The sequence below is a fragment of the bacterium genome (assembly GCA_036382775.1).
Lineage (GTDB): Bacteria > Hydrothermota > Tepidihabitantia > SM23-42 > JAOAFX01 > DASVHD01.
In genome coordinates, this window is record DASVHD010000046.1 from 90,294 (window position 1) to 100,869 (window position 10,576).

7 protein-coding genes and 1 pseudogene are annotated in these 10,576 nt (G+C 48.7%); all 8 read left to right on the forward strand.

What is annotated here, in order from left to right; genetic code table 11:
* Positions 1 to 5: 5 nt before the first annotated feature.
* Complete coding sequence (gene ftsA, locus VF399_11800) at positions 6 to 1,238, forward strand: cell division protein FtsA (GenBank protein ID HEX7321023.1); 1,233 nt, start codon at positions 6 to 8, stop codon at positions 1,236 to 1,238.
* A gap of 105 nt (positions 1,239 to 1,343) precedes the next feature.
* The gene (gene ftsZ / locus VF399_11805; GenBank protein HEX7321024.1) at positions 1,344 to 2,459 is read left to right on the forward strand and encodes a cell division protein FtsZ; all 1,116 of its coding nucleotides are present in this window, start codon (positions 1,344 to 1,346) and stop codon (positions 2,457 to 2,459) included.
* Positions 2,460 to 2,866: 407 nt separating this feature from the next.
* Positions 2,867 to 4,384 (forward strand): hypothetical protein, encoded by a 1,518-nt coding sequence (locus VF399_11810; protein ID HEX7321025.1) that lies wholly within the window; start codon positions 2,867 to 2,869, stop codon positions 4,382 to 4,384.
* On the forward strand, positions 4,347 to 6,488 hold the full coding sequence (locus VF399_11815) for a hypothetical protein (protein ID HEX7321026.1): 2,142 nt from the start codon (positions 4,347 to 4,349) through the stop codon (positions 6,486 to 6,488). The genes VF399_11810 and VF399_11815 overlap by 38 nt, the downstream gene beginning before the upstream one ends.
* Entirely contained in the window at positions 6,397 to 8,145 is a 1,749-nt protein-coding gene (locus VF399_11820) for an RHS repeat-associated core domain-containing protein (protein HEX7321027.1), read from the forward strand. The genes VF399_11815 and VF399_11820 overlap by 92 nt, the downstream gene beginning before the upstream one ends.
* A gap of 133 nt (positions 8,146 to 8,278) precedes the next feature.
* Positions 8,279 to 8,854: a hypothetical protein gene (locus tag VF399_11825; protein HEX7321028.1), complete on the forward strand. Its 576-nt coding sequence runs from the start codon at positions 8,279 to 8,281 to the stop codon at positions 8,852 to 8,854.
* A gap of 166 nt (positions 8,855 to 9,020) precedes the next feature.
* Positions 9,021 to 9,965, forward strand: a pseudogene (locus VF399_11830) (RHS repeat-associated core domain-containing protein).
* A 4-nt stretch (positions 9,966 to 9,969) separates the two neighbouring features.
* A complete protein-coding gene (locus VF399_11835; GenBank protein HEX7321029.1) occupies positions 9,970 to 10,422 on the forward strand; it encodes a DUF2948 family protein in 453 nt (150 codons plus the stop codon).
* Positions 10,423 to 10,576: the final 154 nt, after the last annotated feature.

Genomic DNA, 10,576 nt, shown 5'->3' on the forward strand with positions numbered 1-10,576 from the left:
GCTCTATGGCAAAAAAAGAGAAGATCGTGGGCATTGATCTGGGAACGACCAAAGTCGCGGCGATCATAGCGGAGGTTGACAACGGCGAGTTGAAGATCGTTGGTGTGGGTTCAACGCCGTCGTACGGTTTGAAACGGGGAGTGATCGTCAACCTCGAAAAATCGATCGGATCGATCAAGAAAGCGGTCGATGAAGCCAGCCGGATGGCGGGCGTCAAGGTCGATACCTGCTATGCCGGCATTTCCGGATCCCACATTGAGAGCATTAATGCCCACGCGATGATCGCCACGGCCCGGACCGGCGGCGTCATCACCAAACGCGACATCGAACGGGTCATTGAACAGGCACAGGCGATCGCCCTGCCGCTTGACCGGGAGATAATCCATGCCATACCCATCGAGTACATCGTGGACAACGAAAAGGGTATCAAGGACCCGATCGGCATGAGCGGTGTCAAGCTGGAAGCCGAGGTGCATATCGTGACGGCGGCGATCACATCCGCCCAGAATATTTTTTCCGCGCTCCAGCGCGCGGGACTCCGGGTGAAAGACCTGGTGCTGCAACCCCTGGCGTCCTCGTATTCGGTCCTGCAGCCCGACGAGATGGACCTTGGCGTCTGCCTGCTGGACATGGGCGGCGGTACAACGGACCTCGCCATATTCTACGACGGCGCGATCCGTTATACCCAGGTGATCCCGCTGGGCGGCGAGTATATTACGAATGACATCGCGATCGGCATCAGGACGCCACATGTCCAGGCCGAAACGATCAAACGGAAGTACGCCACACTGATGCTCACGCCCGAGGAGAAAAAAGAGGAGATCAAGGTGCCCGGCATCGGCGGTCGCGAAGACCGATTCATCACCAAGGAGACCCTGTACAATATCGTGAGCCCGCGGGTCGAAGAGATCATGATGATCGTCAACAAGGAGATCAAGAAGAGCGGGTTCTTTGACGTGCTGGGTGCCGGCGTGGTGATCACGGGCGGTACGGCCCGGCTTCAGGGCATGGACCGTTTTGCCGAGGAAATATTCAACCTGCCGGTCAAGATCGGAATCCCCAAGAAGATCGGCGGGCTGACCGATATCATCCTCGATCCGATCTACGCGACGGGCGTCGGCCTGATCATCTACGGGTTTGACAAAAAGAACGAATCGCTGATACCCCGGGCAAAGGGAGGCACCATCTTTGATGCGTTGAAAAAGCGGTTCGAGGATCTGTTCGGGAAATATTTTTAAAAACGAATGATGCGAATGAAAATAAACGAATGGTTCGAATTACAGCGACCGTGCATTCGTAAAATTCGCTATCATCCGGAATATTCGTAACTAAGGAGGTAACATATGCTGGAATTAGTGCAGGAGCCGAAATACTGTGCAAAGATAAAACTGATCGGAGTTGGCGGCGGCGGATGCAACACCATCAACTACGCTCAGTCATACGGGATTCAGGGCGTGGAGAGCATCGCGATCAATACCGACGCCCAGGTGCTGCAAATGAGCCAGGCGCCGGAAAAGGTGCAGATCGGTACGAACCTGACGGCCGGCCTGGGCGCGGGCGGCGATCCCGAGATCGGCCGCAAGGCCGCCGAGGAATCGCGTGAGCAGATCAGGGACCTCGTGAAGGACGCGGACATGGTCTTCATTACCTGCGGAGAAGGCGGCGGCACCGGAACCGGCGCGTCGCCCGTAATCGCCGAGGAAGCAAAGAACGCAGGCAGCCTGGTCGTGGCCGTTGTCACCAAGCCCTTTGACTTTGAGGGCGTCTGGCGGAACAAGAACGCCGAGACCGGGATCGACCACCTGAAGGAGATCGTGGATACACTTATCTGCATCCCGAATCAGCGCCTGGTAGCGATATCGCCGAAAGAACAATCGATCGTCGAAGCATTCAAGGTCGGCAATGTCGTGTTGTTCAACGCGATCAAGGGTATCGCCGAGATGATAACCAAGCCCGGACTCATTAACCTTGATTTTGCCGATATCCGGACTGTCATGATCGAGAAGGGTAAGGCCGTCATGGGCATGGGTATTGCTGAAGGCGAAAACCGCGCCGTGCAAGCGGCCCAGCTGGCGATTGCTTCGCCATTACTGGATGACGCGACCATCAAGGGCGCCCGGGGCGTGTTGATCAACGTGACCGGTGGATCCGATCTGACGATGACCGAGTTCAACGAAGCCGGCCTGATGATCCGTAACGAGGTCGGTGGCGACGCAAAGGTCATTGCCGGCGTAGTGATCGACGAGGAACTTGAGAATAAGGTGAAGGTCATGGTCGTTGCGACCGGTATCACGGACAAAGCACCCCAGACCGTGGTGGAATTCCCGGCGGTGAACACGCGGGACGACTTAGGACTGCCGACTTTCGTCCGGCAGAAGGAAAAAAAGGAATCAAAAGAGCGCCTTATCAACGAGAACGACCTGGAAGTACCGACGTTCCTGAGGAGGCAGATCGACTAGCCAGGGTTTATAGTAACTTATTTTACGCTGGTTTGACTTTATGCCTGTTATCCGCATGCGGTTGACTAAGTGGGCATATATAAGAATATTCTTGCGTGAATGACGATATTATGAGCGTGGATAAAATCATAAAATTCTTGAATCATGTAGAATATTTTTTATTTTATTGAGATAGTCACCCAACCATTGACAATTAACTGGAGTGCAGTATAATAAATTATGTGTAACGAGTTGACTCTTTCTTATGTAGGATTTTCAACAAGACAAGACAAGTTCTGTCGGTCTAACCGCGCAAAATCATCGTCATCGTCAATATCATTATTTTCAATCGGTTGGTGCGATCCATTTCCTGAATCTGCAACGGGCGCATATGACCTGAAAACAAGTAGCGTGCAAAGGAGGGAGCAATGCAGGTAAGTAAACATATGGGCAAGATTGTGTCTACATTGATAATAATCGGATATATTTTCCCCTGTAATCTCGAAGCCAACTGGACCACAACCGAATCCCGCCAGCGGCTGGGTTTTATCCAGGCCTGGAACGAAAACATGCAGGACGGCATCAGCCGGTTAAACATGGAGCCCCAGCAAGGCGGGGTCACGCCGGTCAACGGTGCCTTGCTGATCCCGGAAGCCGACCTGTCGTTACCCGGACGGAACGGCGCGGTCCCGATTCTACGGTATTACAATTCCAAGATCTGGGCAGCGGATAGCTCCATGGTTACGGTTGACAGCAACGCTTATTTGTTATCCCGCAATCTCTGGACCGGTACGGGCTGGAACTTCCATTTCGGCAAGGTCTGGGTGGCCGGCGACAGTGGCATGATCTATGAACAGCCCGGCGGTTTGCAGGTATATTTCAAGAAAAAATATCAGAGCGGCGATTATCTTTCGACCGACGGTGCGTTTCAACTCATGCATCTTTTTACCCGTCAGGACACGATTCTGGACAGCGTTGAGATCCGGACCGACAACGGTGGGATCATGAGGTTTGCCCGAAAATTCACCCAATACGACGTCCCGTTTTTCTATTTGACCCGGGTCACGGACAACAACGGCAATATAACCGGCTTTTATTACAGTATCTATTCATCCACGTACCTGCGGTTCGATTCCTTATTGACCTCGACCAAGCGCCGTTTGACCGCGCACTATCACCTGTCGCCTTATAGCGGCGGCGGAGATTATTCATATTATTTATTGGACAGCCTTAAATACAAGGGTTTTAACAATGTCAGTCTCAAGGTTGCTTATCACTACGATACAACGGCCTGGACCTACAACTCACCTTTTGGGTCATTGAACGGTGATGACCGGGGCGCATTATTATTAAAATCCATGGTCTATCCGGACGGCGATTCGGTCTATTACGAATACAACCAGTATTTTGAATTGACCGCGGTGCACACCCGCAATAATGGCGTGATCAACTACGAATACGAGACTTATAATTATTATAAGCCTGGGATCCCGGTCTATCTGCCCACCGATGAAGTGTATACGACCTGGATAAAATGGTATACCCGGGCAATCAAAAAGACCATCACCGACGATCCCTGGTCATCGCCCGATACGACGATCTATACCAGAGTTAACAGCAAGACCGGGAATCCGCCGAACGCATACGAGACCTCGATCACCAACCCGGACTCGGTCATGGTGCGCGATCCCGAGGGCAATTACCAGTGTTCGTTTTTCCGCGCCGGCTGGCGGGAATATGAGGCGCCATCATGGGGCGTGACCAAGGGCCTGGCGACCTACGGCATGCTCGATTCATCGGTAATATATAACCGGGGCGGCCGCAACCTGGGTACCACTATTGCTGGTCCAGCCGGGATCAAAAAAATCACGGCCGATAGTATATCCGTGTCAAAGCGCAGCCTGACCTATGGACCGGATTCGGTACTACGGGGTCAGGTACTATGACTACGACGATTACGGCAACCCCCGGCTGATCAAAAACATGGGTGATACATTAAATGCCAACGATGACTACTGGACCCGTCAGACCTATGCGTGCAGCGATGACAGTGCGACATTCTGGCTGAAAGTCACAGCGCATATCGATGAGCCGCCCATGACCTCGACCGTATCCTTTTACTCATTGCAGGGCGTCGATACTTTAATAATTAAGCGGCAATGGGGTAAATACAATGGTACTTGGCTGGTCACCGATGCGGACACCTTTGTTTACAATCCAGCTTATAAAAAGGCTGTGACTGTTTCCATTAGTTATCCCGACACCGATACCATCTGCATAGTTACGGCCACGGTCAAACAGATTGCCAGTCCTGACACCCTGCAGGTCTATGCCATCTATAACCTTTACAGTAGTAAAATCGTCGACAATGACAGCAGTTACAAAACCCGGGATGAGCATCTGACAAAACGGTTCTTCCGGCTGGTGACCAGCGAAACAATTACCTCAGACTCAGCCGGTACTAATGTCTTGGCTCAAACTTATTATTTCTACGACGACACGGTCAATATCGTAAAAATCTACACAAATCCGGTGCCGGTAAAATGGCAGATCCCCGCCGCGCCTTGCAATATCCGGGGCAACTTAACCCGGATCCAGCAGTGGAAAGGCGGTACCGACTATACCAAAAGTGAGCTGCGGTATGATCAGGTGGGCAATGCGGTCCACGCGATCTCCCATGCATCATCAAGCGCCGCTGAAACTACCTTTACCCATTATAACAAGCCTGATGATTCGTTGTATGCCTATTCTTGGCGTACGGTCAACCATATGGCCACCGCGATCTGCTCGTTGTATACCCGGACCGAATACGACTCGGCCACGGGTCTGGTCAAAAAGGCCTTTGACGTCAATAACGACAGCACGGTCATTGCCTATGACAGCCTAAATCGGATTCGCAAAATCTGGCAACCCAATGAAGATAATCCTTCGGTCATCAAAAGGTATTTCAAGGACGACATCGCCGCTTCCAAACCAGCCAACGTGATAGATTCGGTCAAGCTCGATACCCGGTGGCTGGTCGGTAAATCCTTCCTGGACGGTTTTTCCAGAATGATTCAGACCAAACAATACCGGACTGATACCACGGTCATCCAGAACATCACCTATAACGGCAACGGATTTAAAGATTCGGTCGGTAATCCCCATGAAGTGACCGGCACAATATCTTATGATTATTCGACACCGTCCTGGTCGGACATTACTTGTTTTGAGTATGACGGTGTCGGCCGGGATACCCTGATCACACATCCGGACGCCAAGAAGATCAAAATCAAATACCATGCTTATGCCGATACGATCTATGACGAGAAAAACAACAAGACAATATATTCCAAGAACGCTTTTGGTTTGATCGATACTCTGACCGATGCTAATAGCAATAAAACATATTACCAGTACGACAAACTCCATAACCTCACCCAGATCACGGACGCCGAATCCAGACTGACCAAATACTACTACGACAAGTTGAGCCGGCTCCGGGGTGCAGATGGTCCTGATGCGAGTTCATCCTGGACCTATGACGGCAATAGCGTTGATGTCTTATATGAATACGACGATCTTGGCAACCTCACGACTAAAAAAGACGCTCATGGCACGGTAAACTACGCATATGACGACCTGTACAGGCTGACTCGGATCCTGCATTCTCCGGATGGTTCCACCTGGCCCGATACGGTGAGATTGACCTATGATGTCGTAGTCGGCGCGCCTACTGGTTTAGATAATCCCAAAGGCCGATTATGGTCCCTGGTCACGGCCGGGATTGATTCGACCAAGTACTTCTACGACGACCAGGGTCGGCTCGGACTCAAGCGCGTCAACCTTACGGGCTGCACCGGCGAGAAAGCAATCACGTATAAATACAACGACGCGGACCTTTGCACTTTAATCAATATATCGCCGACTTATAAAACTATTTATCACTATAATGCACTGGGATATCTCAAGGACATCGGTGACCTTCAGATACAACCCGGCAGGCCAGATCACCAAACTGCAGTATCCCGCGACCCCCTCGGGCAGCGTGACCGATACCATCACCTATGATTCAAGGCTGCGGCCGATCCGGCTCAAATCCTATAAAAGCCGGGATACATACATCAACCTGACCTATCTTTACCAGGATAATTCCAATGTCGATTCGATCATCGACAGCATCGTCACGAATAACCGGCAGAAATATGACTATGACGCATTGAACCGGTTGACCACGGTTACCTGCCCTAACGGCAACCAGTCCTTCACCTACGATAAAGTGGGCAACCGAGCTTCTAAATCCGGCACGAATTACAGCTATTATTCCAGCACCAACAAACTTCAGCAGGATCATCGAGGCTACAAGTATTACTATGATAACAGCGGCAATATCCTGAGACACCGCCAGGGTAGTCCGGAAACGACGGTGGATTCCTTTGCTTATGACTGGAATAACCGGCTCATCTACTACAAGAAAATATCATCGGGTGTTTATTGCGATTTTGCCTATAATGCCTCTGGACTAAGAATAAAAAAGCATTATAATGATCCGGGGAGCGAAACTGAAACCACGACCTATTATATCTACGACGGCATCAACCCGATCGCCGAATACGGCCCGGACGGCACCATCCTTAGCCGCTATATTTATGCCAGCGGCATGCATGTCGCCAAAATATCGGGCACGGATACGACATGGTATCATGGGGATGCGCTGGGATCAACCAGAAAAATGACCAAGGAAGACGGGACGGGTTATGATTGGTCGGCAACGTATTATCCCTTCGGCGAGATGACGCAGACGGGAGCGGGAAATAACGCCCACGGATTCACGGGCAAAGAATACGACAGTGAAATGGGTTTGAATTACTTCTGCCTGCGCTACTACGATCCGCAGATCGGGCGGTTTATGACGCTAGATCCGGTAGATCAGAAAGGGATATCGCCGTATGCTTATTGTTTCAATAATCCATTAACATCAATCGATCCATCCGGATCGGGGCGAGAAGATTATATGACACCTATTCGAACGCAGCAAGTTCATGCCGGGGGTGGTGGAGGAGTACCCTTTGGCTGGGCACCGGTGCATCATACCGAGGAAGAGGATTTGTGGCATGATCAGGTAATGTTTTATTGGACGCACAAAGTATGGGGTACTGACTGGCTGTACGAATTAGCGATGTCGCATGCTGAACCCTTGGACCTTGAGTTTTTTGGACCAGGATGGGACTATGCATTAGATCCTAACAGAAAAATGAGTTCTGAAAAAAGGCAATTGCTTAAGGAAATTTTGTTTTATCTGTGTTCAGGTATAGTTGAGGTAGATGTGTTGACGACAAACGGATGGCAGCATATTAATGTCGGACTATGGATAATGGAACACGACGTTAATATTATTGATAAATTTTTACCTGGTTTAGCAGGTGAAACGTCGGCACTAGATCCATTGACGATGAATCTTGATCTCAATGCAATTGCGGGGCAGGCCAATGCAGTCATACCAGCGTACTTTGACCTTGCATCAATATTGCTTCATGAAGCTGTGCATCTGATTCAATTTTCCTATGGAATTGCGCCAACAGCTTACACGGACGCTGCCCGAGATGCAATATATAATAGCATGGAAAGGACGGCTCTCGGTATCGAAGCCCTGTATTTTTCTAATCAATGGAGCTCAGGAAGGCGCGCGGACTGGATAAAATATTGGCAAGAAGTCAACGAAAAGTAATAGAGAATGAGAATCCCTTGGTAAAATAAAGCATTTAATGAATAGACTTGTGATACGACTGGCACTGGGTTGGCTCTTTGTTATCATGAGCCTGGATCTAGGTTCATGCGCACTGAGGGTATCGCGGGGTCTTATGCATATTGATCTTGGCGTTGACACGATGCTTGTTAGCCGCGAGCTTGCTTATGTTGACGCGTCTTTTTCGGAAAACATTGAATTGGTCGGCGCTGCCTTCGGATTGAATACAGGTAGAAAAACTATTATTGTCATAAGTTCTTTCTTTCCGCAGACGAGTTATTTCAGGGCTGATGTATATTATGATGATTATGATTTGGTTCTACTCATGGATACAAACTTGATCATGGATACGATCCGATTGAATTCTGATTCGATCATCTATTTATTTTCAAGGAAGATGTTTCCGCCTCTTTTTGCCGAGGCATGCACCACATTGAATGGTTTCTATTTCCCGATATCAAGAAATGCGAAAGAGTTGACAGGACAAGTGATTTTTCAGGGGAAAACCTTTGAACTGCCTACGGTTGAATTCAATAAATACACTGGAAAAATTTATGGTCAGGTTAGCGGCAAGGTTGATTTCAAGGCAGTGAAACTGAACGCGAAAAAAATGTCGCAGTATCTCAATACTACAATGTTTCCCTATAAATTACGGCTACGCGGACTCCTGGAGCAACAAGAATTAAAATAAACGCGACACACTACTCGCACGGTACGTTTACGCCAATGGCATGCATGTTGCTAAAATATCGGGCGCGGATACGGTCTGGTATCATGGTGATGCTTTGGGATCGACCAGAAAGATAACCAAGGAAGACGGCACGGCGTATGACTAGGCAGCGACGTATTATCCTTTCGGGGAGATGACGCAGACAGGCAATGGCGCGAACACCCACGGCTTCACGGGTAAGGAAATTGACATGGAGATGGGCTTGAATTACTTCTGCCTGAGATACTACGATCCGCAGATCGGCAGGTTTATGACCCTGGATCCGGTGGATCAGAAAGGTATGTCGCCATACGCGTATTGTTTCAATAATCCATTAATATCTCTTGATCCAACCGGAGCAGCGCGTGAGGGTTATGTGACGCCTATTCGACCGCGGCAGGGTCATGCATCGGGCGGCGGGCGACTGCCCTACGGCTGGGCGCTAGTGCATCATACCGAGGAAGAGGATTTGTGGCATGATCAGGTGATGGAATATTGGAGTTACAAAGCATGGGAATTCACAGGGTGGGGTGACTGGCGCAATCGAGGATCAATGGAAAGTTACTTATGTGCTAACCCAGTTCTTTTCGCTGAACTGTGGGAAAAAGAGGATATTAGTCGAATACACTGGTATTTTATTAAGAATGACTATTTCAGAATAACAGAAACGAAACCCGGTGAACGAATTACCACAGAATATTTTTTCAATCCAATAACCATGGGCATTGGGATGAATGTAATTACCGAATTGTTGGGTTGGGAACTGGCCTTGAGTTTAGTGGATATTAGCATCGCCGATCAGATGGTTACCGATGCGAAAGCGGCGTTTGGGCCGCCTACCGTATTACGGGTAAGTTCTGCTTTGTATGCCGATATTGCTGATGAACCTGGATTGATTGTGGATGAGATTTTTTGGACGGTGGTAACTCTGGGGGTACAGACATCTGTATCAGGTGGATTCCCGATTGGATTAAAAGCTATGTATCATGGACCACATCACATTTTTGATGGACTCCCGATGAAACATTATCAATTACAGATTTGGTTAAGACATATAGGCGGAATAACCTACCGCTATCCGTTATGGCCATGAAAGTATGCGAATAAATATTGATTCAGGAGAGGCGCTAGGTAAAGCAGCAATATACTATCATGACGCCAAATTCTTACAACACGGTATGAAATACACAGAAGCAGAAAGAGTATTCAAACTCGAATTGACACGGGTTAAATATGAAGAGATGACGATCCTTTTGAATTTGGGATTTTTAAAACTGTGTATGGCACCAAGAACAACTTCTGTCATGGTTTTTTTGGGGGTAAATGGAGTGTCGTATGACAAAACGAGATTTACAGACGATGACCCTCCTGGCAATATACTAAACTTCGTTTCATTTTACCCTGATGAACACAGACTCGAACTAGCGTGTGATGGAAAAACCAAGATTAATCTAAATATTAAGAATATAAATGGTTATTTTGAGGATAATCAATTATTGGGTAAATTACATTACATTTCATTTTTCGGTGCTGAAATCGAAAGATCTTGACTAGATAGATATAGGGTCAGCCCTCGAAATTAGAAAGTAATTGACAAAATCAGGAAAAAGAATATAATGAGAGTATGGCGCGTCCCTATCGATTACGCAGTGAAAACTGTCTATACCATATCATGAGCCGGGGCGATGACCGTAAAAGAATTTA